The sequence below is a fragment of the Lacticaseibacillus songhuajiangensis genome (assembly GCF_003946025.1).
Taxonomy (GTDB): domain Bacteria; phylum Bacillota; class Bacilli; order Lactobacillales; family Lactobacillaceae; genus Lacticaseibacillus; species Lacticaseibacillus songhuajiangensis.
Window position 1 is genome coordinate 1 of record NZ_RHNR01000023.1, and the last position, 26,092, is coordinate 26,092.

At 54.1% G+C, this 26,092-nt stretch carries 21 protein-coding genes and 1 other RNA gene; 17 read left to right on the plus strand and 5 right to left on the minus strand.

All coding sequences use genetic code 11. The features are described from left to right. Nucleotides 1–430 precede the first annotated feature (430 nt). Both EKM97_RS06835 and recU read right to left on the minus strand, forming a co-directional pair. On the minus strand, nt 431–2,719 hold the full coding sequence (locus EKM97_RS06835; protein ID WP_125571682.1) for a PBP1A family penicillin-binding protein: 2,289 nt from the start codon (nt 2,717–2,719) through the stop codon (nt 431–433). A gap of 19 nt (nt 2,720–2,738) precedes the next feature. Further along, nucleotides 2,739–3,368 (minus strand): Holliday junction resolvase RecU, encoded by a 630-nt coding sequence (recU, locus tag EKM97_RS06840; RefSeq protein WP_125571651.1) that lies wholly within the window; start codon nt 3,366–3,368, stop codon nt 2,739–2,741. Nucleotides 3,369–3,436: 68 nt separating this feature from the next. Here recU and EKM97_RS06845 point away from each other — a divergent pair, with 68 nt between their 5' ends. The 7 genes from EKM97_RS06845 (at nt 3,437) to EKM97_RS06875 (ending at nt 10,304) form a co-directional block, all read left to right on the plus strand. Continuing rightward, a complete protein-coding gene (locus EKM97_RS06845; RefSeq protein ID WP_225419235.1) occupies nt 3,437–4,012 on the plus strand; it encodes a DUF1273 domain-containing protein in 576 nt (191 codons plus the stop codon). A gap of 55 nt (nt 4,013–4,067) precedes the next feature. Continuing rightward, entirely contained in the window at nt 4,068–4,442 is a 375-nt protein-coding gene (gene gpsB, locus EKM97_RS06850; protein WP_125571653.1) for a cell division regulator GpsB, read from the plus strand. Between the two features lie 47 nt (nt 4,443–4,489). Further along, an RNA gene (gene rnpB / locus EKM97_RS06855) (RNase P RNA component class B) lies at nt 4,490–4,852 on the plus strand. A gap of 183 nt (nt 4,853–5,035) precedes the next feature. Continuing rightward, the gene (locus EKM97_RS06860) at nt 5,036–6,163 is read left to right on the plus strand and encodes a THUMP domain-containing class I SAM-dependent RNA methyltransferase (RefSeq protein WP_125571654.1); all 1,128 of its coding nucleotides are present in this window, start codon (nt 5,036–5,038) and stop codon (nt 6,161–6,163) included. A gap of 71 nt (nt 6,164–6,234) precedes the next feature. Next, nucleotides 6,235–6,462, plus strand: coding sequence for a hypothetical protein (locus EKM97_RS06865; RefSeq protein WP_125571655.1), 228 nt, complete (start codon nt 6,235–6,237; stop codon nt 6,460–6,462). 194 nt (nt 6,463–6,656) lie between these two features. Continuing rightward, entirely contained in the window at nt 6,657–8,555 is a 1,899-nt protein-coding gene (locus EKM97_RS06870) for a M13 family metallopeptidase (protein ID WP_125571656.1), read from the plus strand. A gap of 240 nt (nt 8,556–8,795) precedes the next feature. Beyond that, nucleotides 8,796–10,304 carry a helix-turn-helix domain-containing protein gene (locus tag EKM97_RS06875; RefSeq protein WP_164507467.1) on the plus strand — a complete coding sequence of 503 codons (1,509 nt, stop codon included), beginning with the start codon at nt 8,796–8,798 and terminating at the stop codon, nt 10,302–10,304. 580 nt (nt 10,305–10,884) lie between these two features. Here EKM97_RS06875 and cls read toward each other — a convergent pair. Both cls and EKM97_RS06885 read right to left on the minus strand, forming a co-directional pair. Then, nucleotides 10,885–12,327: a cardiolipin synthase gene (gene cls / locus EKM97_RS06880; RefSeq protein WP_125571658.1), complete on the minus strand. Its 1,443-nt coding sequence runs from the start codon at nt 12,325–12,327 to the stop codon at nt 10,885–10,887. 3 nt (nt 12,328–12,330) lie between these two features. After that, on the minus strand, nt 12,331–12,732 hold the full coding sequence (locus EKM97_RS06885) for a reverse transcriptase-like protein (RefSeq protein ID WP_125571659.1): 402 nt from the start codon (nt 12,730–12,732) through the stop codon (nt 12,331–12,333). A gap of 210 nt (nt 12,733–12,942) precedes the next feature. On the opposite strand from EKM97_RS06885, the gene EKM97_RS06890 reads away from it, so the two are divergent. The 8 genes from EKM97_RS06890 (at nt 12,943) to EKM97_RS06925 (ending at nt 22,495) form a co-directional block, all read left to right on the plus strand. Further along, nucleotides 12,943–13,314 carry an EbsA family protein gene (locus EKM97_RS06890; RefSeq protein WP_125571660.1) on the plus strand — a complete coding sequence of 124 codons (372 nt, stop codon included), beginning with the start codon at nt 12,943–12,945 and terminating at the stop codon, nt 13,312–13,314. Nucleotides 13,315–13,347: 33 nt separating this feature from the next. Next, complete coding sequence (locus EKM97_RS06895) at nt 13,348–15,021, plus strand: formate--tetrahydrofolate ligase (protein ID WP_125571661.1); 1,674 nt, start codon at nt 13,348–13,350, stop codon at nt 15,019–15,021. A gap of 24 nt (nt 15,022–15,045) precedes the next feature. Then, nucleotides 15,046–15,498 carry a signal peptidase II gene (gene lspA, locus EKM97_RS06900; protein ID WP_125571662.1) on the plus strand — a complete coding sequence of 151 codons (453 nt, stop codon included), beginning with the start codon at nt 15,046–15,048 and terminating at the stop codon, nt 15,496–15,498. Then, nucleotides 15,498–16,421, plus strand: coding sequence for an RluA family pseudouridine synthase (locus tag EKM97_RS06905; RefSeq protein WP_125571663.1), 924 nt, complete (start codon nt 15,498–15,500; stop codon nt 16,419–16,421). Before lspA ends, EKM97_RS06905 begins: the two co-directional genes overlap by 1 nt. Nucleotides 16,422–16,576: 155 nt before the next feature. Continuing rightward, complete coding sequence (gene pyrR, locus EKM97_RS06910; RefSeq protein WP_125571664.1) at nt 16,577–17,104, plus strand: bifunctional pyr operon transcriptional regulator/uracil phosphoribosyltransferase PyrR; 528 nt, start codon at nt 16,577–16,579, stop codon at nt 17,102–17,104. Nucleotides 17,105–17,139: 35 nt separating this feature from the next. After that, entirely contained in the window at nt 17,140–18,432 is a 1,293-nt protein-coding gene (locus tag EKM97_RS06915; RefSeq protein ID WP_125571665.1) for a uracil-xanthine permease family protein, read from the plus strand. Nucleotides 18,433–18,557: 125 nt separating this feature from the next. Then, nucleotides 18,558–19,643, plus strand: a complete 1,086-nt coding sequence (locus EKM97_RS06920; protein ID WP_125571666.1) for a carbamoyl phosphate synthase small subunit — start codon at nt 18,558–18,560, stop codon at nt 19,641–19,643. Next, the gene (locus EKM97_RS06925) at nt 19,643–22,495 is read left to right on the plus strand and encodes an ATP-binding protein (protein ID WP_125571667.1); all 2,853 of its coding nucleotides are present in this window, start codon (nt 19,643–19,645) and stop codon (nt 22,493–22,495) included. Before EKM97_RS06920 ends, EKM97_RS06925 begins: the two co-directional genes overlap by 1 nt. A 146-nt stretch (nt 22,496–22,641) precedes the next feature. On the opposite strand, the gene EKM97_RS06930 is transcribed toward EKM97_RS06925, so the two are convergent. Next, nucleotides 22,642–24,342 (minus strand): NFACT RNA binding domain-containing protein, encoded by a 1,701-nt coding sequence (locus EKM97_RS06930; RefSeq protein WP_125571668.1) that lies wholly within the window; start codon nt 24,340–24,342, stop codon nt 22,642–22,644. A 185-nt stretch (nt 24,343–24,527) separates the two neighbouring features. Between EKM97_RS06930 and EKM97_RS06935 the strand changes: the two genes are divergently transcribed. Together EKM97_RS06935 and EKM97_RS06940 are read left to right on the plus strand one after the other, a co-directional pair. After that, nucleotides 24,528–25,397 carry a DegV family protein gene (locus EKM97_RS06935; RefSeq protein ID WP_125571669.1) on the plus strand — a complete coding sequence of 290 codons (870 nt, stop codon included), beginning with the start codon at nt 24,528–24,530 and terminating at the stop codon, nt 25,395–25,397. Nucleotides 25,398–25,463: 66 nt separating this feature from the next. After that, nucleotides 25,464–26,018 (plus strand): NUDIX hydrolase, encoded by a 555-nt coding sequence (locus tag EKM97_RS06940; RefSeq protein WP_125571670.1) that lies wholly within the window; start codon nt 25,464–25,466, stop codon nt 26,016–26,018. The last annotated feature ends 74 nt before the right edge of the window (nt 26,019–26,092 follow it).

Sequence of the window (26,092 nt, forward strand, 5' to 3'; positions counted from 1 at the left end):
TTGCTTAATTTCGTGTTCATCTTTGTCTGCCATTCTCGCCACCGAAGCCCGAAACATTCACCACCACAGTCATGTGAGTGCGCGTCGGAACTGGGGCGGATTGGCGGCAGCGGACGGGAAGGGTGTGCGTGCCCACGAAAATGGCAGTGTATGTTTCGCACATGAACTTCGTGCGAAATGTACACCGCCATTTTCGTTAGGAGCGGGATTTTGCCGGCGGGTTTGCGGCAAAATCGCCAGTGGAAGACAGCGCAGCTGGCTGGAACGGTCCCACGCACGCCCTTCCCGGGAGCAAAGCTAATCCGGCCCAGTTCCGACCTTCGGTCTAACCACTATTTTCATCCTTGCGGATGATTTGATTGAAAGTTTCAACACTTACGCTGACGGAGCGTACACAAAAAGGGCTCCCCGTGGGGGGAACCCTTTTAACTTAGTTACCTTCGTTTTGACTGCCAGAAGAGCTCTGGGCGGCCGACGAACTAGATTGTGATGATACCGAGCTCGAGCTACTTTCTGGAGCAGAACTTGAACTGCTGGAGGATTCACTCGACGAGCTAGAGGATGATTCAGAACTTGAAGAAGAAGAGGCGCTAGAGGAACTCGAAAGCACAGAACTAGAAGAAGCACTGCTGGAGGCATCTTCAGTGCTGCCGATACTGATGTTGCCAGTGGTACCGGCAACGAACAGTTCGCGCGTCGTCTTGCCGCTCACGGCACTGGTCAATGCTTCCGCTGGGTTGCTGCCAATCACAATGTTCTTGGCAACCACTGAGCTTGGCATGGTCCAGTCCTTGTTGGTCAGGTTCTGGGAGACATACGTCATCAATTCCTTGTAAATCAGTTGCGGTACCTTTTGCGCGGTACCACCCAGACCGTTCTCGCTCGACTTATCGTAACCAGCCCAGACAGAGATGACCCGATTGCGGGTGTAACCTGTAAACCAGCTATCCTTGTCGAGCCCCTTAAGTGCTGGGTTGTTAGCAATTTCTTCATCCGAGTAGTTAACGGAGCCGGTCTTACCAGCTTCGTAAAGATCGCCAACCTTCGCGGACAGGCCGGTACCACCAGAGCTGGTCATAACGCCCTTGAGCATGTCGGTAATCATGTAGGCCGTGCTCGTCTTCATCGCCCGCGAGCCATTACTGGAGTATGAGGTCGTGATGCCGTCTGGCGTCGTAATTTTGCGAACATAGGTCGGCTTGTAGTAGGTCCCACCGTTGGCAAAAGCGTCGTAGGCTGCCGCTTCTTGAGCCGTGGAGACCGACCCACCAATCGCGGTCGAAATCACGTGCTGGTTGCTTGGCAAGGTAATTCCGAGACCCTTCAGGAAGTTAAAGGCCTTGGTCAAGCCAACCTTATCCAGTGTCTTAATCGCCGGAATGTTCCGGGAACCAACCAGCGCCTGACGCATGGAGATGACACCCTGGTAGGAATCATCCCAGTCGTATACGGAGGTGCTCGTGCCTGGGTACTGGTAAGCACTGTCATCAATCTGCGTGTAGGTTGATGAATTCAGATACTCAATTGCCGGACCATAATCAAGCATTGGCTTCATGGTGGACCCATTGGAGCGGGAATTGGAGACAGCACGGTTGTAGGCTAATTTCACGTTTCCGGTCTTGCGACCACCAATCTGGGCAACGACGCGGCCGTTGTTGGGGTTGGTCATTGTGACCGCCGTTTGCAGCTTATTGTCTGGGAAGGCAACGTACTTGTCGCTGTTGACGATGCTGTAAAGGCGTTTCTGTGCGCTCATGTCGAGGTTCGTGTAAATGCGCAAGCCCGCAGTGTATGGATTCAGCCCGGTGCGCTTCTTCACTTCTTTAATCACCTGCGTGAGGTAGGCGTCCACGATGTGCTCGGTCTTCGAACCAGTATTTTCAGTTGAGGAATGCTTCTTCAGACCGGTCGTGATGGCGGTGGCCTTCGCCGCAGCCGCTTCACTGGCAGAAATTTTCTTGCTGCGAAGCATTGCATCGATGACCAAGTCCCGCCGCTGTTTGGCAGCTGCTGGGTGCTGGTAAGGATCATAGCCAGCAGGGGACTGCGCCAGCCCGGCGATGAAGGCCGTCTGTGCCAAACTGAGCTGACTGAGCGACTTATTGTAGTAGTACTTCGCCGCAGTGCTCATCCCGTATTGACCGTAGTTCATGTAAACCTTGTTGATGTAATATTCCAGAATTTGGTCTTTACTAAACCGCTGCTCAACCTTCATGGAGAGCCAGGCTTCCTGCGCCTTACGTTTGAGCGTTTGGTCAGAGGTCTTAGTGGAGAAGTAGGAGAGTTTCACCAGTTGCTGCGTCAGGGTACTCCCACCTTGGAGTGAACCGCGGTGGAAAACGTCGTTAACTGCAGCCGAGGCAATGCGCAAGGGATCAATCCCAAAGGCTTCCTTATAGAAACGGCGGTCTTCGATGGCGACCACCGCGTCCTTCAGTTGCTGCGGAATATGCTTGGCACTGACGTAAGTGCGGGACTCCAACCCGAGGCTGGTAATTTCGTTACCACTGGCGTCATAGATAATGGAACTGCCATCACTTTGCAGCTTGCCTTGTGTCAGGGCAGGGGCATCCTTGGCATACCAGGCGAATAGCCCAATTCCCATGACGAGGACTACGCCTACCGTAATAAAGAACCACTTAAAAAACTTCCGGAACGGGTGGTGACCACCGCTATTGTTACCAGATTTGCGTGCTGGGCGTTGATGCCGAGCGGCCATCCGGGAACTGGCTTCGTTCTTACTTGCCACGTTGTGTACCTGCTTTCTTTGCAATTAACCAGTCAACCCCATCTAGATAGGGAACTGCTGGGCTAAGCTGGGGTTTAATCTCAAACCCGTTTTCTTCAATCTCGTCAAGAACGATTGACTTGCGCCCGCCTTTAATCTGCTCATCCCACGCCGCAATGACCGGTGATGCCGGATACACAAACAGGCGGTGGAGGGTGGCAAAGCGCATGACGACAAAACAAATACCGTCCTGCAACAAGCAAGCGCGCATGTGATCAATCTGGTGTTGGTGAAAATTCTTGAGGGGAAAACTGGCCTTATTCTTCGTTTCCTTAGCCTCAAAATCAAGGTAGTACCCTTGGTAAACGCCGTTGTAGTCTGTCGTTGAAGGCGTCTTGTAATACGCCTCCCGGATGACGGCTTTACTGCGCTGCGGGTAATCAACGCGGACCACCTGAATGGGAATCGGCTTCTTATAAACGACAGCCTTCCCTGTCTGCAGGTAATACGCGTTGCTATTATTAATCTCATCTTCAAGCGTCATGCCACGGCCGCCATACAGGGTAGTGGCGCGTTTTGGCTGCGCCGGCGTTTGCGCAGAATGAGCGTATAGATTACCATTTGGGTAATGGATTGGCATTAGGCATCACCTTCCTGAGTGTATTATAGCAAATTATGGCGGCCTGGCGCCGTAAGGGGGCGTTCGCAGTGGCAAAAAGGATTTGGGTCAGTGGCTACCGCAAGTATGAATTGAGTGTTTTTGGCGATAAGGACCCCAAAATCACCGTCATTAAGTATTGTTTAAAACGTGAACTCCAGTCACTTTGCGAAGACGGCATGGAATGGCTCATCACTGGTTGTGAGCAGGGCTGCGAGCAGTGGGCGGCAGAAGTCGGGCTCGAACTCAAGCAGGATTACCCGCAATTGCAGGTGGCAATGATGCAGCCCTACGCAAACTTCGGCAATCGCTGGCAGGAGGAGAGTCAGCAGCAGCTCGCTGCGCTCAAGGCCCGCGTTGATTTTGCCGCCAGTGTCAGTAAGGATGATTACAAATCGGGCCAGCAGCTCGCCGCGTACGGCAGCTTCATGAGTGCGCACACCGATGGCGCGCTTTTGCTCTATGACCCCGAATTTCCGGGCAAACCTAAATTTAATTATAATCGTGTCCAAAATATGCCCGCGAGCCGCCATTATAATGTATCTTTAATTACGATGTACGATTTGCAGGAGGCGGCCGCCAACTTAGCCGAAGAAGAGGCAAATGGCCGTTTTCAAGACTTTTGAACTATGCTAATATTAAAACAGCCCTGCTAGGGGAATTAATGAGGTGTATATAGATATGGATAATGAAAACGAAGAGACATTCAACGTTATCTACGGTCCAAAGGATATTCTGAACAAACAGTTCAAAACCAAGATGCGCGGTTATGATCAGGATGAAGTTGACGAGTTCCTCGACAACATCATCAAGGATTACGACGCCATGGTTAAGGATATCGACCGTTTGAACCTTGAAAACGGTCGTCTCATGAGCCGCGTCGACGAACTCACGAAGCAGCTAGAAGTCGCCAAGGGCAGTTCAGCCCAGCCAAGTAGCACCGGTTCAACCGCCGCTACTAACTACGACATTCTGAAGCGCCTGAGCAACCTCGAGCGCCACGTCTTCGGCAGCAAACTCGACAACGAAGGCAACAACGACACGCCGAATTACTAATTCAGGCTTGCGTTAGCAGCTTTCAACGTATAGAATGATAACTTGTAAATCTTGAGTAATCGCGCCTTGTGTATGCAGGGTGAGGAAAGTCCATGCCCGCACAGACTGCGATGTCTGTAGTGATTGCGCCGGGCCCAATAAGCCCGGGTACCGTTTCGGCGGTAACGGCGGCGGAAACTGCTAAGGCTTCGGCTATGCAGCGTGATGCCTGAAAAGTGCCACAGTGACGATACCGTTTGGAAACGAACGGCTTGGAACGGGTAAACCCCGCAAGCGAGTAACCCAAACTTTGGTAGGGGCGCTCCGCCAGGGGAATTGAACCAACGGCGAAGCAGCGAAAGCTGAGATAGATGATTGCTAGAAGGGTGGCCCGCCTGAGACCACCTGGACACAGAACATGGCTTAAAAAGATTTGCAAGCAGGCGGCAGTCCGGGGCAACCCGGGCTGTTTTTTTATGGGCTGTGACAAAGGGCGCTGCCTGTTGGAGCGCGACCACGATGCGGGCTTTCCTGTTCCTGCACGCTAATATACTGTACAATGAAGAGCGAATAACCACCGTTAATGGGCGGCGGTATTGTTAAGGAGATAAATTTTGAAATATAAACTAGTTGCAACAATGGCGGCCGGCCTCGAAGCTGTAACCGCACGTGAACTGAAGGACATGGGTTACCAAACTCAGACCGAAAACGGGCGGGTGTTCTTCGAAGGGGACGAACGCGACATCGTCCGCACCAATGTTTGGCTGCGCACCGCCGATCGCGTTAAGATCGTCATGGCGCAGTTTAAGGCACTATCGTTTGAAGACGTGTTCCAGAACGTAAAGGCCATTCCGTGGGCAGACTACATGCCACTGGACGCTCAGTTTCCTGTTGCCGGCCGCGCTGTCCGCAGCAAGCTGCACTCCGAACCAGACGTGCAGGCCGTAACCAAGAAGGCCATCGTTGAAAGCATGGCGGCCACTTACCACCGGCGCTCACGCCTCCCGGAAACAGGCAACAAGTACCCGCTAGAAATTTCCATTCACAACGACATGGCAATGATGACGCTAGACACCACTGGCGACTCCTTGTTCAAGCGCGGCTACCGTGTGGCTAAGGGGCCAGCGCCAATGAAGGAAAACTTCGCAGCTGCGCTGGTCATGCTGACGAACTGGCGCCCCGACATGCCGTTTTACGACCCCACCACGGGTTCTGGGACCATCGCTATCGAGGCGGGCCTCATCGGGCTGAATATGGCACCTGGCATCCGGCGCGACTTCGCGTTTACTGGTTTTGACTTCATTCCGTCCGAACTGCTCGATGACGTGCGTGCTGAGGCCAATGACCTGGTCAAAATTCAGCCGCTCGACATTCTCGGCGGTGACATCAACCAGGAAATGATTGAAATCGCCAACGTCAATGCCAAGGAAGCTGGTGTCTTGCACCCAGTTCGCTTTAAGCAGCTAGCTGTGAAGGACTTCAGCACGGACGAGCAGCGCGGCGTCATCGTCGCTAACCCACCGTACGGGAAGCGGCTCAACGACATCGACGCCGCGCGCAAGGTGGCTGCGGAAATGGGGACCACTTACCGCAAGTTGCCGGGCTGGAGCAAGTACATTTTGTCCGGTGACCTCGACTTTGAACGCTTCTACGGCCAAAAAGCCACTAAGCGCCGTAAACTCTACAACGGGGCCATGCGGACCGACTTGTTCCAATACTGGGGCCGGAAAGTTAAAAACTAAAGCCTTCCTTAATCCTAAAGATGTTATAATGAATCTGTAATCGCTTACAACAAAACGAGGAGGATTTCAATATGAGTCAATCAATCACGACTATCATCGAGAAACTGACGGATGCTTGTGCTACTGGTGCCATGGTGAAGCTGGCCACTGCCGATAAGAAGCAGTGTAAAGGCACCATCACGGCAGTTGTGGCAGGAACGATTCAGCCTTATGCTGACAGGTCAATCGTGGTTGTGCAAACGGCGAAGGGAATCAAACGTTTTCCAGGCTACATGATTACGAAGGTCGCCACGGCCTAATCAAACTCGAATAATTACCGGGGGAGTCGTGAGGAAAACACGATTTCCCCATTTTTGTTGGTGGTCAAACAGGGACCGGACGCGAAAAATCCGTTTTTTTAAGCTGTAACCCTTGGCTTGAGTCGATTTTTTGAGTACAATGGCAATCAGATTAATTCTAAATTAAGATAAAGAAATGAAAAGAGGTAGCGAGTATGTCAGAAACCAATATTCGCATTCAAGATGACTTGTACAACGCTGTAAACGGTGAGTGGGAGAAGGACGCCGTCATTCCCGACGACAAGCCAGCGACGGGTGGTTTTCACGATCTCGCCGATGACGTCGAAAAAAAGCTCATGGCCGATTTCGAAAACGTTGCGGCGGGCGAGGGTGCGCCTGATGAATATTTTGCTGAAGCCGTGAAGCTGTACAAGCTGGCTAAAGACTTTACCAGCCGCGATCGCGAAGGCATCGAACCCGAACAAAAGCGGCTCCACCGCATCCAGAAATTGACCTTGGACGAATTCAACGCGCAGGTCGGGGATTTGGCCCTGTCTTCCTACCCATTACCTTTCGCCGTTGATGTCGCCGCCGACATGAAGGATACCAGTAAGAATGCCGTTGGTTTCTCTGGTCCTAGCACAATCTTGCCAGATACGACTTACTACGCGGAAGGCAACGAATCCGGCAAGCAGTTGCTGCAGGTATTCAGTGCGACAGCGAAGTCTGTCTTGGCCGCAACTGATCTGAGTGCCGAGGATCAAGAAGCCTACATCGCTAAAACCCTCAGCTTCGATGCCAAAATCGCTGCCCGCGTTAAGAGTCAGGAAGAATGGGCCGACTACCCAGCCGTCTACAACCCGCAGCCACTAACCGAGGTGGCTGACAAAGCGGATCCCGTAGACCTCATCGCCTTTTTGAATGACACCATGCCCGGATTACCTGAGCAGATTATCGTGTACGACCCACATTTCTTAGATGAAATGCACGGTCTGTTTAACGCCGATACTTTTGACGAGTACAAGGCCTGGGCTTACGTGAGCGATTTGCTCAGCAATACCGGATTCCTCAGCGACGAACTGCGCATCAACGGGGGTGCGTACAAGCGGGCCCTAAGTGGTGCACCGTCTGCGCCAACCCAGATCAAGCACGCTTACCGACTGGCAAACAGCATTTTCAGTGAACCAATTGGCGTTTACTATGGCCGGACTTACTTCGGGGAGAAGGCAAAGCAGGACGTGACCGGTCTGGTTGAACAGATGATTGAGACCTACAAGCAGCGCCTGCAGGCCAGTAGCTGGCTCTCCAGCGAGACCAGCGCCAAGGCGGTTGTGAAGTTAGACAAAATGGTCCTGAAGATGGGCTACCCTGATAAGGTTGATGCGGTGTTCGACAAGCTACACGTGGATCTCGACCAGCCGCTCCTCGACAACATCATCGCCATCACCCGCACCAAGATTGCGCACCAGTTCGCCAAATTGACGAAGCCGGTTGATCGCGGTGAATGGGCAATGCCAGGTCACTTGGTTAATGCTTGCTATGACCCCTCACGCAACGACATCACGTTCCCAGCCGCAATTTTGCAGGCACCGTTCTATTCTCTTAAGCAAAGTGATTCAGTCAACCTGGGCGGGATTGGTGCCGTGATTGCGCACGAAATCTCGCATGGCTTTGACAACAACGGGGCACAATTCGATGAATTCGGGAATCTAAAGAACTGGTGGACTGAAGCCGACTACAAGGTCTTCAACGGCCTCACCCAGCAAATGATCGATGAATTCAACGGCATCGAATACGCCGGTGGTACGGTGAACGGCAAGCTCATCGTGAGCGAAAACATCGCGGATGCCGGTGGTCTCGCCGCCGCACTGGCAACAGCCAAAAAGAATCCTGATGTTGACCTCAAGGCCTTCTTTACCAACTGGTCCCGCATCTGGCGGATGAAGGCCCGGACGGAATACAAACAGCTTTTGCTTTCGACTGACGTCCACGCGCCAAACTACCTGCGGGCCAACATTCAGCCCCGTAACTTGGACGACTGGTACAGCACGTTCGACGTGCAGCCGGGCGACGGTATGTACCTCGAACCAGAAAAGCGAATTACTATCTGGTAGTTCACAATTAATATTCGTGTTAAAAGGTGCTCTGATGAAAATCAGAGCACCTTTTTATTAGTTTATAAATAACGATTTATTTCCTGTGCAGATTCATTAAACTATTCTTTTAATTCTTGACACCGTGCCAAATGTCACGTGCATTTTTGCATTTTACGGTTCTAAAAATATCATCAAGTGTGTATAATCAGAACTGTAGAAAACGAATGATGTCCGTCATGCAGAGCGAGGATGACCGAAATGCTAACGTATGAGTTGTTTTTAAGCCGGAGCGACAGGGCACGTCTAGAGTTTTACCAACAGTTCATTGATTTACCCAGCAAGTTTCAGGATGTGAATCAAGTCGCCAAAATCCGGAAAGTCAGTGCCACGAGCGTTTACCGCACGCTCACTAAAATCACGCAGGATTTAAGTGAACTGCGGACAGAACGCCACTTACCGGCGGTTGACGATACCGCTAGTTTCCGAGAACGTTTTAACATTCCCGCGTCCATTTATGCGGTCTTCTTAATGCGCCGTTCTATCGTCGGCAAGTTTTTACTGGCGACTCTCAAGCATCCTGATTGGACCGTGAATGAGTTTGCGGAGGCCCACCGCATTAGTAATGCGACCGTGTTCCGGCGATTACGACCACTCAAGGAATGTTTGAAGTCCTACGACATTCGGCTTAATTATGGGCCAATCGGGCTCAGCGGTTCAGAAACCGCAGTGCGCGTTGCCCTGGGTGAACTTTGCTGGCAGCTCGCACAAGACGGTACGCCACTGTTCCCCGAGCTACACGAACTTGACGTGCGGACAGCGACCGTATTGCACCGGGCCGGAATCGGCATGCCCAACGTGGCGCCAACCCGTCTGCAGGTATTGTGCGGGGTCGGCATCATTCGCAACCGGCAGGGACACCAACTGCACCAGCTGCAGCCCTTAAGCGACATTTTGACAGCAACCGGGTTCGCCAGCAAAATTCGCGGCCTGCCGGATGCCGTGAAGGCGGCAGACGCGCAGGCGGGGCTCATTCACGCTGAAACCATGCTGACGGCCAGTTTCCACGACAGTGATGATCCGATTCTCATCGGCTTCATTGGTCACCACGCACGGACCAATTCACCCGCGTGGCGGCTGGTGCAACAGGTCCTGCAACGGATGCACAGCCAGGCAGGGGTCGACGTTCACGCGCTGGACGACCAAGTGCTCACAGCTAATCTGTTGGCGGTGACCGTCGCGCTGGACACGCTCAGTTGCAACGTACCCGATTTTGATCCACTGGTGGTTGCCACCGGCACGCCGGGTCCGGATTCATTAAGCAAAATGTTAACGATGCTCTTTACCACTTTGCCGAATGAGCTGCACAGTTTTAACCGTATTGCTAGCGCACTGATTGCGCGCTACATTCCGCTACTGGCAGGGGTGATGCCGAACGCCCAGGCACGGGTGCGTGTTGCGATAGACCCGCACATGGAACAAACCGTCTATCACGCCATCCGCCAGTCTTTAGAGCGGATGCCCGCGGTGGAAATCATCACCAACCCCAAGTATGCACGCTTAATCATTAGCAGCGACATGCGCGTCTTTACGCCGCAACAACGGGGTAAGCGCGGGCATTACTACTTCGCGCTCAGTTCGTATAGCGCTTGGCTGACATTGGAACACTTGGTTCACTACCTCGCGATTCACGAGTGCGGTCTTAAAACCGGGTCAGGGATTGGCTATACACAGGTCACACCCGAACTGATTGGTGCCAGTTTCAACTAAAGTTGTCAGCGTAAGTGTTGAAAATACCATCCGCAGCGTCAATATCCCGCTCCCGATAAAATAGGCGGTGTACCCCCGACGAAAACCACGTCGGGAATACACCGCCTATTTATTTGCGTTAACTCTGTCACTGTCCGCTACGCCAATCTACACCAGATCCTAAGTGCATTCACAAGACGATAGAGGTGATATTTCCACACGTGGTCGCGCAGTAAACATCATGGGAGCGTGCAGTGAAGCTCCTTGCAGACCCGTAAACATAGGCCAGTAATTGAGTAATACCGTCACCACGATTGGAAATCATCACTCGGCGTATGCATGGTCTTGAGTCGCCACAACCCGGCAGTCGTTCTGCATCATCAATCTGGGTACCACTCAGTATCGCGTTGGCCATGGCGGCACAGGTGTGCTTGGATGGAGCCACTTGCACGCATCGCTTTAGCGATGTTAGTGCAATGGACACCGAAGGATCCAAGCGCACCTGTGCCGGAGCTGCCGACCACACCGCCTTGCAACGGTATGAAAACAGTTCAAAGTGCGGTGCGCATCCTCGCGGGCGCGGACATACACTGACGAACCACTACAGTATCGGCGCCAGCATCCTGGAAAAGTTCTGCTTAAAGCGCAACCAGCCTGACCTTGCAGCCAGGGTCTCGTCCGTCAGCAGGGTGGACTGTGCCAAATCATTCATGAAGATTGTCGCCATTTCCTGAGTGAAGTGGTTGTCGTACACGAAACTGGTCACCTCAAAGTTGAGGGCAAAACTGCGGTAATCCAGGTTAGCACTGCCAATGCCGGCCACATCGTCATCACAAATAATAGTCTTCGCGTGTAAAAAACCGTTTTGGTAATTATAAATGTGCACACCAGCCGCGTGCAGCTGCGCGGCAAAATACTCACTGGCACGGAAGATGAAGGGGTGGTCGGGCATGTTGGGCATCATAATGCGCACATCGACACCGGCACGAACCGCACCAATTAGCGCATTCAGCACCGTTTCGTCGGGAACCAAGTAAGGCGTTTGAATCCAGATGCGCCTTTCTGCCGTCATAATCATTTGTACATAGGCCAGTTTAATGTGCTGCTGTGTGGTGTCGGGACCACTGGCTACCACCTGCATCGGTGTTAACGGCAGGTCGTCCCCGCCGCGCGCAGACTGTGGGTACGGCAGTGGGTCGCTACTTTCGGTCGCGTTCCAATCCATTACAAAGCGAATTTTGAGTGCCAACGCGGCGTCGCCAGCTACACGCATGTGGGTATCGCGCCAGTTGCCGAACTTCGCACTGCGGCCGAGATACTGGTCGCCTACGTTAAAACCGCCAGTATAGGCGAGACGATCGTCAATCACCACAATTTTGCGGTGATCACGGTAATTCAGGCGGAAATCAGTAAAAATGTGCCGGGAACTGAAGAAAACAGTCACATGACCGCCCACAGCGCGCAGGTCTGCCCACCAGCTGGTTTGCATCCCCAAAGACCCCCACGCATCGTAAAGGACGCTGACCCGCACGCCGCGCTTGGCGGCCGCGATGAGGTGCAGTTTCAAAGTGGTGCCAATGGCGTCGGGATAGATGGTGTAATATTCGACGGCAATACTGGTGGTCGCCGCATCAATATCCGCAAACAGCGCGGCGAACTTGGCATTCCCGTCGGTGAAAATGCGAATATCATTCCGAATAAGCAGTGGAGCAGAGGCCGATTGCCAAAGCCCCTGCAACATCCCCCGAGTTTTCGGCGACATATCCGCACTCAGCTGCCGTTGTTCATAATCACTGAGATTCTGACTGCGGACATATGCTTTGATCCCAACTGTGTATTCATGAGCAATACGCTTCATTCGTTTCGAAGACAGTCGCCGACCAGCGAAGAGGTAGAAGCCAAAACCCACCACGGGAATCCCGATTAACACAAGCAACCACGCCCAAGTTGTGGCGATATCACGCTTGCGCCGGAGCACCGTGAAGACGGCTGCAATTGTGTTTAATGTTAGGAGCAACCACAAAGAATTTTGCATCCAGTGCATGTTTTAACCGTCCTCTCGTTCAATCTCGGCAAGTTTACGCAACGCCAATGTATGTGCGCCTTTATTGCGATGATCATTTTGCCACGTCGGAATAAGCATGGGGAAGGCATCTGCTAAGGTTTGCAATTGATCTAACGCCGCCGGGTGATGCTTACTATAACCATTGCCCAGCGCATCAATTAACACTTGGCTGTCAGAAATCAGCGTTACATTTTGACCCGCATAACCAAGCTGCACAAGCAACTTAAGGCCCGCAATTGCGGCCGCGAATTCGGCGCTGTGATTATCCATGTTGCCGAGTGCCAGACCGCGCTCAACTGTATGTGCACCATCCACAATCAATAATCCGGCAGCGGATGGTCCTGGATTACCCTTGGTGGCGGCATCGGTGTATAGCTTTAACATGTGTTATTCCTTCCTAGACGTGTGAACATTCGTTTCTATTCCGTAAATAAGCTCGTCGAGCCGCCGATACATCGATTTTTAAGCGACAGACCCGAATGATAATCAATCATAAGTAATTTATATATATATAAACGACCTGCCGCGGTGGACGACACTGCAACTAGCGTGTACAATTTAGACATTCTAAACGATAGGAAAGTGATGAAACACTTGGCATATAAATTCGCATACCAAGGCGCCAAAACGGAAATTTTGATTTTCTGGGGCCTGATTATTTCAGCACTTTCATTAGCAGTCGTTATCCAGTGTGAGACCGTTGGTTTTTCCTGGATAGCTTTAATAGTAGCACTCGCCACACTGTTTCTGGCATTTTGGCAACTGTTTTCTCTGCAAGGGCAGGTTCAAGACGGGGTTTTGCGACTCCAGCGCTTACTGCCCAGCAACACCCTCACCATTACGCTGCAGGATGTGCAGATTGCAGTTACTGGCAAGCACAGTGTGCGCATCACCGGCAGTTCCTACGGTGACATTGACATCACTTCCTGGATTAAGGCGGAGAATCTCACCGCACATTTACGGTAAAACTGGTCACAATTGGTGGAGGAGAACAAATACATGTCAGATATTGAAATCGCGCAGGCAAATGAAGCTGGGGAAATGCAGCCAATTACCACAATCGCAACGGACCTTGGCCTGAACGCTGACGAAATTGAGCAGTACGGACCCTACAAGGCTAAAATTACCGCAGCCGCACAAAAACGCATCGCAGACAAACCACTCGGCAAGTTGGTGCTCATGACCGCAATCAACCCAACACCCGCGGGTGAGGGCAAATCCACCATGTCTGTCGGTCTAGGCGATGCACTACGCCGGCGGGGTAAGAAAACCGTTATTGCACTGCGCGAGCCGTCGCTGGGTCCCGTCATGGGCATGAAGGGTGGCGCAACTGGTGGTGGTTACGCTCAGGTTGTGCCCATGGAGGACATCAACCTACACTTCACCGGCGACATGCATGCACTCACTTGTGCCGTCGACACACTGGCCGCATTGATTGATAATCACGTTCAGCAGGGGAACCAGCTGAACATCGACCCCCGGCGGATTTCCTGGAAGCGTGGGCTTGATATTAATGACCGGGCGCTGCGAAACGTGGTAATCGGCCTTGGCGGTCCTTACCAGGGCATTCCGCGCGAAGACGGTTTTGACATCACCGTTGCCAGCGAACTGATGGCAGTCTTGTGTCTGGCCAGCGATCTGCATGATTTGAAGCAGCGCATTGGCCACATCGTGGTGGCTTTCACCTACGACCGCAAACCCGTCACCGTCGACGACCTGGGTGTCACCGGCGCGATCACGGTGCTCCTGCGTGATGCGGCCAAGCCAAACCTAGTGCAAACACTGGAACACACGCCAACCTTGATTCACGGCGGGCCTTTTGCCAACATCGCCCACGGTTGTAACTCGGTCATTGCCACCCGTACCGCACTACGGCTGGGCGACATTGCCATCACTGAAGCCGGCTTTGGTGCAGACCTAGGCGCCGAAAAGTTCATGGACATTAAGAGCCCCGTGCTGGGCAAAACACCCGATGCAGTGGTTATTGTCGCAACCGTGCGTGCACTCAAGTATAATGGTGGGGTGAGTCTGAAGGAATTGGGCGGTGAAAACCTCGATGCGATTCGCAGCGGCTTTGCCAACTTGCAACGCCACATCCGCAACATGAAGCGTTATGGCGTTCCAATTGTGGTTGGCGTTAACGGCTTCGTCAGTGATACCCCGGCTGAAATCGCCCTGATTAAGCAGCTTTGCCAAGATGAAGGCGCGGCCGTTGCTTACGCCACCGTCTGGGCAGATGGTGGCGCTGGTGGACTGGAACTCGCTGATGCCGTCCTGGCGGCACTGCAGCAACCAAGTGACTTCCAGCCGCTTTATGCCGCGGATAGTTCCTTTACGGACAAGTTGAACACTTTGATTCAGCAAGTTTACGGCGGGGCCGGCTTTGAACTGAGCCACCAAGCCAGCATCAACCTGAAGACAATTAAGAAAAACGGTTGGGACAAGCTACCACTGTGCATCGCCAAAACGCAGTACTCGTTTAGCGATGACCCGAAGAAACTCGGTGCACCGAGTGACTTCACCATCACTGTCTCCGAAATCGTGCCGAAACTCGGGGCCGGCTTCCTGGTCGTCAAGACCGGAGCCATCCTCACGATGCCTGGCCTGCCGAAGCAGCCAGCAGCACTGAATATCGACATTGACGATGATGGACGCATTAGCGGCTTGTTCTAAACGAACATTGGAGCGAGTTTAATTTTGTTAATTTACCTCATCATTAGCGTGGCACTCATCGCGGTCGACTTTGCCGTGAAAGCCTGGGTCGTGGCGAACATTCCCCTCGGCGGCATTCACGAGCTGATTCCCGGCGTGATCAGCCTCACGCACATCCGCAACACCGGTGCCGCTTGGAGCATGTTTGAAGGCCAGCAGTGGTTCTTTTACATCACCACCGTCATCGCGCTTGGTGTCGTCGCCTTCTTGTGGCGCGACAGCAAGCACAAACCAACCTACCGGCTCGGCCTGGCTTTCATTCTCGCCGGGGCAATCGGTAATTTTATCGACCGGGTAAGCCAGCAGTACGTTACCGATATGTTCCAGCTGGACTTCATCAACTTTCCCATCTTTAACGTCGCAGACATGTGTCTGACCGTAGGGGTCATCTTGGTGGTTGTCTACATGATCTTCCTCGATAAGGAGGGGAAGGCATAATGGCCACCGCAAGTCTCACCATCACAACTGAATCCGGCCGCATTGACAAAGTGGTCAGCGCGCACTTTGCTGACTTCACACGTTCCCAAGTGCAAAATTGGCTGGAAGCCGGCCGCGTGACCGTCAATGGCAAGGCGGTACGGCCCGCATACAAGGTGACCACCGGCGATCTCATTGCAATTGACCCGCCGGAGCCCGAGCCACTAAGCGCGGAACCAGAAGACATCCCCATCGACATCGTGTACGAAGACGATGATGTGATTGTCGTCAACAAGCCGCAGGGCATGGTGGTGCACCCAGCACCAGGGCATCCGCGGGGCACGCTCGTGAACGCGATTTTGTACCACTGCGATCTACACGCAATTAACGACGTCATTCGCCCGGGGATTGTGCACCGTATTGATAAGGACACCTCGGGCCTGCTGATGGTGGCCAAAAGTAAACTGGCACTGGATAGCCTGTCTGCACAGCTCAAGGCCAAGACCAACGTGCGCGAGTACCTAGCGATTGTTCACGGTCATTTTGCCGAAGACCACGGCACCGTCGACGCACCACTAGCCCGTTCGCCGCGGGACCGCAAGAAGATTGCGGTGGTTGAGGGCGGCCGGCACGCGGTGACGCATTTTACCGTGCTCGAGCAGTTTGACCACTACAGTCTTATCCGTTGCAAGCTGGAAACCGGACGCACGCACCAGATTCGCGTGCACATGGCGTCCATCAACCATCCGCTAGCCGGCGATCCACTTTACGGTCCGAGTCGGACGCTACCGGGCAACGGCCAATTTTTGCACGCCGCAACCCTGGGCTTCAAACATCCACGGACGGGAAAAGAGCTACTTTTCGAAGCGCCGGTGCCGGCAATTTTTCAAGAGCGGCTCAATGAATTACGCCGCGGAATTGACAAAACGCGTAAGGTCAAGTAGGATAATACCAATTGCATACCTTTAATTAAGTCCAGAGAGGCTTAGAAGGAAGACCGGTCCCCGCGGGGACAATTACTGAACGCCTTCAGTCCACTCTCGGACTGGAGGCGTTTTTGATTGTCCAGAACGCCGCGGCGACAAGGAGGAGGAGAAACATGCAGTCAAAACAAGTAGTTGATGGACTTGGCATCCAGCGCGCGTTAACCCGCATTACTTATGAGGTCATTGAACAACTGCACGGCACCGATCAGTTGTGCATCGTTGGCATTCAGTCGCGCGGCGTCGACCTGGCGCAGCGCATTGCCCACCGGTTGCAGCAGCTCGCCGGTGGTGAGTATCCCGTGGCGGCACTGGACACGCGCGCGTTCCGCGATGACATCACGACCCGCACCGCGGGAGACTTAGAACTCCACCTCGGTGTGGACATCACCGGTCGCAATATTTTGCTCGTGGATGATGTGCTCTACACCGGTCGCACCATTCGCGCCGCCATGGACGCCCTCGTTGCCGCCGGCCGGCCGGCCCGCATTTCACTGGCCGTCCTCGTTGACCGCGGACACCGCGAATTGCCAATCCGCGCGGACTTCATCGGTAAGAACATCCCGACGGCAGACAACGAGCGTATTCAGGTGCAACTTGCCGAACGCGATCATGTAGATGCCGTTAACATTATTCAGAACTAGTCACCAGCAATTCAACACATATTAGGGAGTTAATCATGTCAGATAATCAATACCACAACGACAACGCCATTCTCGATATTGGCGACCGCCCGCCATTCCTGCAGTGGATTGGCCTGTCCATCCAGCACTTATTCGCCATGTTTGGCTCAACCGTGCTCGTGCCCATCCTGGTCGGCCTCGATCCCTCCATTGCGCTCTTCAGCAGTGGGGTGGGGACCTTGCTCTATATCCTCATCACACGCGGCAAAATTCCGGCGTACATGGGCTCATCCTTTAGCTTCATCACCGTCATGCAGGCACTCATGAAGGGCGCCGGCTACCCCGCAATCGCCCAAGGGGTTATTGCGGTCGGTATCGTCTACCTGGTCGTCGCCCTGATTGTCAACTTCATCGGTAGCGGCTGGATTGATAAAGCCTTGCCACCAGTTGTTGTTGGTCCCATCGTCATGGTCATCGGCCTGTCGCTAGCCGGCACCGCCGCCACTGATGCCACCATGCGCACGGTTAGTGCCACCAAATCCGTTTACGATTTGCGCTATTTTGCCGTCGCAATGTTAACACTCCTGCTCACAATCGTTTACAATATGTATTTGAAGAAGTTTATTAGCCTGCTGCCAATTCTGCTGGGAATTATCAGCGGCTACCTGATTGCCCTGGCCTTTGGGATCGTCGATTTCGAACCCGTGCGCCAAGCCGCCTGGTTTAGTGCACCAGACTTCCAAGTCATGTTTCTGACCTACAAACCGCACCTATACTGGGGCGCGATTCTGTCGATGGCACCGATTGCCTTTGTCACGATGACGGAGCACATGGGGCACATCATGGTGCTCGACAAACTGACGAACCGCAACTTCTTCAAAGATCCCGGTCTGAACCACACCTTGGCTGGGGACGGGACGGCGTCAATTATCGCCGGCTTGGTCGGTGGTCCGGCGGTCACCTCTTACGGTGAAAATATCGGGGTGCTGGCCATGACGCGTGTGCACTCCGTCTATGTTCTCGGCGGCGCCGGCTTCTTCGCGATTGTCTTTGCCTTCGTGGGCAAGCTCAGCGCGTTGATTCGGACCATTCCGGGTCCCGTTATTGGCGGGATCAGCTTCCTGCTCTTCGGGGTCATCGCCAGCAACGGGCTGCGCGTGCTGATTGACAACAAGATTGACTTCAACAAAAAACGCAACTTGATGATTGCTTCGACCATTCTGGTTATCGGGATTGGGAACGCCAGCCTGCAGTTTGCCGGCTACAGTTTCTCTGGCCTGGCTCTCGCAACGGTCATCGGGATTGCAATGAACCTCATTTTGCCTGCCAAGGCGGCAAACGAGGACTAGAATTAAGGCTGCGCGGACGGTGCTTCGCCGTTGGCAAAAAATGGCTCCGCTACCCAATTAATGCAGGGGACGGAGCCAACTTTTTGGACGCAGCCGCATACATAGCAAAGAAAGTAGGGGATAGCATGCGACGCTATTTGATTTTGGAGGACGGCACCTCGTTTCCGGGTGAGGGGTTCGGTGCCAGTATCGTCACCACTGGGGAGATTGTCATGCAGATGGCGATGACCGGCTACCAGGCCACCATCACGGACAAGGTGAACACGGGCAAAATTATTGCCTTTGCTAGCCCGCTCGTGGGCACGGTCGGCATCAACCGCGATGACTACGAAAGTATCAATCCTGCCATCAAGGGTGTCGTTGTCTCCAATTACACGGATACGTCGGGCCATTTTGCCAGCAAAATGAGCCTGGATCAGTACCTGAAGAATTTGCGCATCCCCGCGATTTCCGGTATCGATACGCGCGCGCTGCGCCGACACCTGAGCGGCAGCGGCGTGATGAAGGCCAGCATCGTGGATGCCGACGACGAACACGCTTTTGACCAACTGCGCGCATTGGTGCTGCCGCGAAATTACGTGCAGCAAGTGTCCACCGCCAAACCTTACCCGTCTCCAGCGACCGGCAAGAATGTCGTCGTCGTCGACTTTGGCCTCAAACACAGTCTGTTGCGGGCTTTTGCCGTCCGGCACTGCAACCTGACCATCGTGCCCGCCGACACCACGGCGGCCGAAATCATCAGCCTTAGCCCTGATGGCGTCGTACTCACGGATGGCCCCGGCGACCCGAAGGACGTCCGCAGCGCCGAGAAGATGATTCAAGGCATCCAGGACAAGTTGCCGCTGCTCGCCATTGGCCTTGGCCACGAACTGTTTGCACGCGCCAACGGTGCGGAGATTATCCGGCTCACCCATGAACACCACGGCATCAACTTCCCGGTGCGCGAAGTCGCAACGGGGCGGGTAGATATTACCACGCAGAACCACAGCTTTGCGGTCGACCCGCAGAGTTTGGACACAGATAAATTACTGCTCACGCACGAGAATGTCATCGATGGATCGATTGAAGGGTTGCGACACCGCTTGTACCCGGCCTTTTCCGTGCAGTTTCAGCCGGAAGGCGCGCCGGGCAGTCGCGACGCGGAGCACGTCATCACCGAATTCATGGAATTAATGGACGCTTTTAGTGAGCGCGAAGGAGGGGAATTCTAATGGATGAACAATACGAACGGATTCTCGTCATTTCTTCAGGGCCCGTTGGCTCGGCGCAACCCGCAACGTCCCCAGCCGAAACTGACCTTACCTGTCGGGAACTGGTAAATGCAGGTAAGGAAGTTATTCTCCTCACGTCCGACCCCAACATTTTCCGCAGCGCTGACCCGCGCATTCACTACCTGATTACGCCACTCACTGCTGATTTTGTCAGTCAGGTCATCCGCCGCGAACGGCCAGACGCCATTTTGCCCAGTGCTGGCGGCCAAATTGCGCTGAACATTATGCGGGAAATCGACAAGTCTGGCCTCCTCGAACAATTGCACGTCCGGGTGCTGGGCAGCACCATCGAAGCCATTGAAAAGAGTGAGAACGGGGAACAATTCCGCGCCTTTTTGCGCGACACCAATATTCCAACCCCTGAATCCACCTACGTTGATGATGCCAGTGCCGCCCTCAATTGTGCGGATAAAATTGGTTACCCCGTCCTGATGCGGCGCGGTCAGAGCCGCAGTATCGCCCGCACACGCGGCGAGTTGAGTAACGTCATCGCTGCCAGTATCGGCGGCGGACGGATCTTAATTGAGCGTGCCATTCACCGCTTCAAGGCCGTGCAATTCGTCATGATGCGCGACAGTGCGGGCACCTGCGTGTTGCTGGGAACCATTGAAAGCCTCGACCCGGTGGGGGTCAATGCGGCCAACACGACGGTCGTGACACCCGCCCAAACCATTACTGATCGTGACCGCACCGCCCTGCGCAGCGCCGGGAAACAAGTGATGGACGCGCTGGGAATTCTCGGTTGCGCGACCTTGTCTTTTGCCATCGATCCGCGCAGCAGTGACTGGTACATGTTGAAGCTGAAACTCGGCCTCAGCTGGACCAGTAGTCTGATTGCCCGGGCGACCGCTTACCCAGTGGCCGGAGTGAACACCGCCGTCGCACTCGGCGGCCATCTCGACCAAATTCGCATTGGTGCCCACAAGCAGATGGTCGCCGCCATCGAACCCGGCGTCGATGCGATTGTCGCCCGCTTCCCGCAATTTCCGCGGCAACTGCAAACTGGCGCCAAATTAGGCCCCCAGTTGTTGGCCGGTGGTTCAATTATGACAGCGGGGCGGACGCTTGAGGCCACCTTGATGCAGGGCATCTATACCTTAGGCCACGACGATAGTCACGTTCTGAGTACGGAGCTGCGGGAGTGGGACGAGGACGAAATCACGGGTCACGTAATTAAAGCGAACGCGCTGCGCTTGCCCGCCTTGTGGCTGGCACTCACGCGCGGCTTCACGGTACGCGAACTGAGCGAACTCAGCCAGATTAACCCGCTATTCATCGCCGCCATCAGCAAAATTATCACCTGCCTCGATGAGCTCGCGCTGGACCACAGTGCCGAGAAGTTGCGCCAAGCCAAGAATTACGGCATTGCGGACGCCACCCTTGCCAGCATCTGGCAAGTCAGTGAAGATGAAGTACGCCAGACGCGCCAGGACGAAGATATTTTGCCGACTTACAAAACACTCGATGCCATGGGGCTCATTGAACCCGACACGCCAACCTACTACGCTAGTTATGGTGCGACGGGGGAGAGTGAACGCGGCAACTTGCCAAGTGTCATCGTGATTGAGCCTAACGCCGCGGCGCCGTGGTTGAATTCGGCGCACGAGTCCATTAGTTCGGCGATGCTCGCCGCGATTAAAGATTCTGGGTGCACGCCAATTCTGCTCGGCAGCACGCCGCGGCCGTTAGTCTACCCAGGGGTGAAGCATTACCTGCTGGGCGCCAGCAACGAGCACATCCTGGATGTCATTGACCTCGAACAGCCGCTGGGTGTGATTACGCAGACGGCCGGCCGTGAGGGTAGCCGCATCGCGCACATGCTGAAGCGCCGCGACATCACCGTTTTGGGGAGCGTGCCCAGCAAACACGGCGCGAACCGGGTGGCACCGAAACTGCGCGATGCTTTGGCAGAACTCAGCACCGACGGTTGGGCGCTCACTTACAGCGGCGACATCGCCGGTGATCCCGATAGCACACACCTGGCAGTAGATGCCATCGCGGACGGGCAGGATGTGGCCGTCCTCGGGGTCATCAACAGCCTCGAACAAAACGAGAGCAGGGCAGGGAAGGTGCTTGCCGTCACGCCACCACGTAAGGGGGCGGCGAAGATGACTGAGAAAGCCGTCGCCACCGCCGTGAAGCTCACCCAGACGCTGGGGCTGGTCGGTTTTGTCCACCTCGATCTGGTGGTCCGCGACCAGCGCATGGCCGTGACCTTTATTGGCCCCAGCGCCAGCGCCACCGTGCCATTTCTTGCCAAGACGGTGCGTAAGGACGTCGTTGCCGTGGCCTGCGCCGTGCTCCTCGGGCAAAAGTTGGCCGACCTGGGCATTCCGTCTGGGCAACTCGCCCAAGCACCTGGTGTGCACGTCCTTTTGCCTGTCTTACGTAGCGGCTTAACCGCGCCAGGCAGCAGCGTGCCAACAATCGTGCAAACCGGCCTCGTCATGGGCAGCGACATGACACTGGGAAAGGCGCTGATCAAGGCCTTCGCGGCCGCGCACCAACCACTTTCGGCGCACGGCACCGTGCTGCTGGAAGAGGGCAGCAACGCCGATGCAGAATTGGCACCGCGCCTGGCTAACCTTGGTTTCCAGATTGTCGGGATGGAACGTGCAGAACGTTTGAATGGTGTGCAGCTGATTGTCAGCGACAAGCCGGATATTGATTTCCGCCGCCGCGCGACAGCACACATGGTGCCGCTCATCAACACGGTGAGTGCCGACGCCATTTTGCAAGTGTTCGAGGCGCGGGCATTTTCAATGATGCAGCTATCAGCGCTGGAACGTTAGGAAAGCCTCTAATTCATGCTTTTTCAACCACAACAAAAGGGTACGCCTGCTGGGCGTACCCTTTTGTTGTTCATTTGTATCGCCACCGTCAATCGCAAGAGCTAGCATCCTGGACTCATTCATAGCAGGTCAGAATGCGAGCTATTTTACATTGTCGGTTTCGTTTTCATCTTCTCAACCAGCGTTTCATCTGGCGTCACGACCAGCGTCCGCTGGCCGGTGTAAATGACGTATCCAGGTTTGGCACCATTGGGCTTTTTGATGCGCTTGACCTGAATGTAGTCGACCTGCACGTTGGCGGAGTGCTGACTGCGCGAGTAGTACGCCGCCAGATTGGCCGCCTCCGTCAGCGTCTGGTCAGACGGCGCGCTATCTTCAATGATGACGTGCGAGCCCGGGACATCCTTGGCGTGCAGCCAAATGTCGGTCTTCGCCGCCGTCTTCAGCGTGAGCTGATCATTTTGCAAATTGTTCTTGCCGACCAGAATATGCGTGCCATCGCTGGCCCAGAAGGCGTCTGGCTTGGAAACCTTAGGACGCTTACGCTTGTTCTTGCTCGAGCGCCGGATGTAACCAGATTGTTCCAGTTCAGTACGGATGTCTTCGAGGTCTTTGGGTGCGGCCAGGTTCACGAGGTCGCTGATGCCGTTCAAGTAGTCCAGTTCCGCATTGGCCTCGGCCATCTGCTCGTTGACGTGGCTAACTGACTTGCGCAGCTTCTGATAGCGCGTGTAGTACTTCTGCGCGTTCTGGTTCGGACCTAGAGCTGGGTTCAGCTGAATAGTGAGGGGCTTCATCTCATCGTAGTAGTTCGGCAACTCGACACTCTTAGCGCCGCGCGGCACTTGCTGCAAATAGGTCGTGAGCAATTCGCCGCGCAGGCGGAGTTCGTCAGCACGTTCACTTTCAGCCAGCGTCTGTTTGAACTTCTTGATTTTGGTCTCCAGCCGGTGCGTGTTGGTCTTCAGTACCCGAATCAGGCCGCTGCCGACCACCTGGACGCGTTCACGTTCGGCACGCTGGGCGTAGAAGGCATCAAGCATCGCGGACAAACTCGGAAACTGCTGCTGGGTACCGTCAATACTGCCGTACGGAATGGCCGTGTAGAACATTTTCTTGCCGGTCGTAACGGTGGGCTGCGGGTCATTGAAGCTGTCGAAGAACTCCTGCCAGGCAATCCCTGCCAAACCCTTTTGCATGCGCGTAGCGAGCTCCAGCGCGCTTATCCGGTCCAGCCCCTGGAACTTAGCCTGAATCGCCTTAGCGAGGCCCTGCGCGTCCATGGCGCTATCCGTGAATTCCAGGTAGTCCGCGCTGGTAGCAGTGAAGGGGTCAATTTTGTCTTGTGCGGGCGCCGGCACGTAATCGGCACCAGGCATCAGCAGGCGGTAACGATTCTCATCAGCGGGAACGTGGCGAATCAGGTCAATGATCCGGTTCTCGCGCACGTTCACCAGCGTGATGTTGGAGTGGCGCGCCATGATTTCGACCACCAACCGCAGCTGCAAGTCGTCACCCAATTCGTCGCGGGTGGCAAAATTCAGGTGCACGACGCGGTCATTACCGACCTGCTCAATGCTGATTAGCTTCGCAGCCGCCAAGTACTTGCGCAGCGTCATCGTGAAGGTGCTCGGCACAGCAGGACTGGTGAAGGGGATTTCTGTAATTTGTAGGCGCGCAAACTGCGGGTTGGCCGAAATGAGCAGCGGCTGGTTCTTCCCGTTATTGCGAATGGTCATGACCAATTCGGTCGGGTAGGGCTGCTGAATTTTGCTGACCTTACCACCTGCAAGGGCAGCGCTCAGCTCACGCGTCATCGCGTGCGTAAAAAGTCCATCGAATGCCATAGTATCCTCCATGAAATAACTTGTGAAAACTCAGGACAGTCTGGCTGTCCCACCGGTTTGTAACTCTATTCATTGTACATTTTTGTTAAGCTTGGCGCAAAAACGGCAAGTATGCGATTTCGTCGTTCGCCAAGTGGCTAGCGGTGTGGTAAATTATACTTGATTAATTAGAAGGAGTTGGAAAAGTGACGAAGATAGCAATTGTGACCGACAGCACCGCGTACCTCACAAAGGAGCAGGCTGCGGAAAACAATATCACAGTAGTACCAATTCCCGTTATCCTTGACGGTACGGTCTACGACGAAGGGGTCGACATTACCCCCGCAGAATTCTACGCAAAACTCAAAACGGCTAAAACCTTCCCCAGTACCAGCCAACCACCGCTGGGCGAGATGATTAAGCTCTACGAAAATCTCAGGAACGAAGGTTACGACCAGATTATCAGTATTCACCTGGCCAACACCATCTCTGGTTTTCAGCAAACCCTACGCACCGCAGTCGGTGAACTGGACGGTGTGACCGTTACGGTTTACGATTCCCAGATTACGGTCATGCTGATGGGCTGGCTCGCACTGGAAGCAGCCAAAATGGCAAAAGCCGGTAAATCTGTTCAGGAGATCATTGCGCGCCTTGATGATCTGCGTAGCACCATCGACGAATACTTCATTGTCAACGACATTCAGAACCTGGTCCGGGGCGGCCGCTTGTCCAACGCGGCTGGCTTCGTGGCGGGCATGTTACGTATTAAGCCATTATTAACATTCGATCCAGAAACCAACAAAATCGTTGCCATTGAGAAGATTCGCTCGCTCAAAAAGGCTTACGCCCGTGCTGAGGAATTGTTCAGTCAGGCACTCGCCAAAACAGATTACCCAGTCCGGGGACTCATCATTCATGCTAACGATCCGGAAGCGGCAGAGGCGTGGAAGAAGGACTTGGAAGCTAAATTCCCGGGTATCGAGTTCGATATTTCCTTCTTTGGCCCCGTTATCGGTGCGCACCTTGGTGAAAAGGCCATCGCACTCGCTTGGATGAAGGATTTCACGAAAGCATAACTCATGTTCAAGGCGTCCTGTGGGGCGCTTTTTTTGCGAACTAAATCGTTAATTTGGAGGAAAACCATGATTGAATTCAAAGCAGAAGCTGGGAATATCAAAAAAGTAACCACCGCGTACGCTGGACCAATCTTCAGCGTCAAGCAGCTGAACATCGACACACCGGACGGACTCAACGTGAACCGGGATTTGATTGATCACGCACCCGCCGTGGTCATTTTGGCGATGACCGCTGACGGCAAGCAGGCACTCATTGGTCGTGAATACCGGGTAGGGGTGAACCGCGAAGCCATTTCACTGCCTGCAGGTTTAATCAACGCGGAAGAAACTGCAGAAGCGGCTGCTCGGCGTGAATTGGCCGAGGAAACAGGCTATGTTGCCCAAAAGTTGCAGCCATTGCTCACAATTACGGCAAGTGAGGGCATGACCAACGAACTCCAGCATTGCTACCTCGCAACCATTGACCCCAACGAACGAACGGAGAAACACTTCGATAAGGATGAGTTCGTCACCACCAGTTTAGTACCATTCAGCGACATTGTCCGTGCAATTGAAGACGGTAAGATAACGTCCGCGCAATCGATAGCAACCGTCATGTACTACCTGCACACGCAGCGCTAGAAACAAAACATGGCTGCTGACGGGTCTGCAGTATTCAACAATGCAAGTAAGCTGTCCGGTAAGCACAAGCTAAA

Bases quoted from the DNA above. Each gene is read 5' to 3' on its own strand.
- EKM97_RS06835 (WP_125571682.1), bottom strand. From the start codon at position 2,719: ATGGCCGCTCGGCATCAACGCCCAGCACGCAAATCTGGTAACAATAGC.
- recU (WP_125571651.1), bottom strand. From the start codon at position 3,368: ATGCCAATCCATTACCCAAATGGTAATCTATACGCTCATTCTGCGCAA.
- gpsB (WP_125571653.1), top strand. From the start codon at position 4,068: ATGGATAATGAAAACGAAGAGACATTCAACGTTATCTACGGTCCAAAG.
- EKM97_RS06865 (WP_125571655.1), top strand. From the start codon at position 6,235: ATGAGTCAATCAATCACGACTATCATCGAGAAACTGACGGATGCTTGT.
- EKM97_RS06870 (WP_125571656.1), top strand. From the start codon at position 6,657: ATGTCAGAAACCAATATTCGCATTCAAGATGACTTGTACAACGCTGTA.
- EKM97_RS06875 (WP_164507467.1), top strand. From the start codon at position 8,796: ATGCTAACGTATGAGTTGTTTTTAAGCCGGAGCGACAGGGCACGTCTA.
- cls (WP_125571658.1), bottom strand. From the start codon at position 12,327: ATGCACTGGATGCAAAATTCTTTGTGGTTGCTCCTAACATTAAACACA.
- EKM97_RS06885 (WP_125571659.1), bottom strand. From the start codon at position 12,732: ATGTTAAAGCTATACACCGATGCCGCCACCAAGGGTAATCCAGGACCA.
- EKM97_RS06895 (WP_125571661.1), top strand. From the start codon at position 13,348: ATGTCAGATATTGAAATCGCGCAGGCAAATGAAGCTGGGGAAATGCAG.
- EKM97_RS06905 (WP_125571663.1), top strand. From the start codon at position 15,498: ATGGCCACCGCAAGTCTCACCATCACAACTGAATCCGGCCGCATTGAC.
- pyrR (WP_125571664.1), top strand. From the start codon at position 16,577: ATGCAGTCAAAACAAGTAGTTGATGGACTTGGCATCCAGCGCGCGTTA.
- EKM97_RS06915 (WP_125571665.1), top strand. From the start codon at position 17,140: ATGTCAGATAATCAATACCACAACGACAACGCCATTCTCGATATTGGC.
- EKM97_RS06920 (WP_125571666.1), top strand. From the start codon at position 18,558: ATGCGACGCTATTTGATTTTGGAGGACGGCACCTCGTTTCCGGGTGAG.
- EKM97_RS06925 (WP_125571667.1), top strand. From the start codon at position 19,643: ATGGATGAACAATACGAACGGATTCTCGTCATTTCTTCAGGGCCCGTT.
- EKM97_RS06930 (WP_125571668.1), bottom strand. From the start codon at position 24,342: ATGGCATTCGATGGACTTTTTACGCACGCGATGACGCGTGAGCTGAGC.
- EKM97_RS06940 (WP_125571670.1), top strand. From the start codon at position 25,464: ATGATTGAATTCAAAGCAGAAGCTGGGAATATCAAAAAAGTAACCACC.